Origin of the sequence: Aeromonas sp. LsrichE-8G, from assembly GCF_022869435.1 — a bacterium.
GTDB lineage: Bacteria > Pseudomonadota > Gammaproteobacteria > Enterobacterales > Aeromonadaceae > Aeromonas > Aeromonas caviae.
In genome coordinates this window covers 1-293 of record NZ_JALIHH010000303.1, presented here as the reverse complement: position 1 = coordinate 293, position 293 = coordinate 1, and the positions used below count along the sequence as shown (strand labels likewise).

Annotated in this window: 1 pseudogene; it reads right to left on the bottom strand. The window is 54.9% G+C overall.

Annotation, left to right across the window (positions count from 1 at the left end):
* A pseudogene (locus tag MUW49_RS21675) lies at positions 1 to 293 on the bottom strand (ISAs1 family transposase); the annotation flags it as partial.

Sequence of the window (293 nt, the reverse complement as noted above, 5' to 3'; positions counted from 1 at the left end):
CATAGGCACTGACCATGTGAATGGTCGACGTTCGATCCTCACGGTCATAGGAACTGCGCAGGGTTTTGCCATCGATAGCGACCAGGGCGCCATCGGTGTGCTGGTTAATGGCTTGAGTCCACCGCACAAAGGCGGCCTGAAACGGCATCTGGTTTGATGCCGGAGATGATCCTGGCAATGGTGTCATGGACAGGAATGCCGTTTTTAAACAGTCCCTTGGATTGAAACCAGGGAAGATGAACCTCGCCGAAATCCTCAATATCTTCCCAGCCCTCAGCCCCGCCGATCACGGC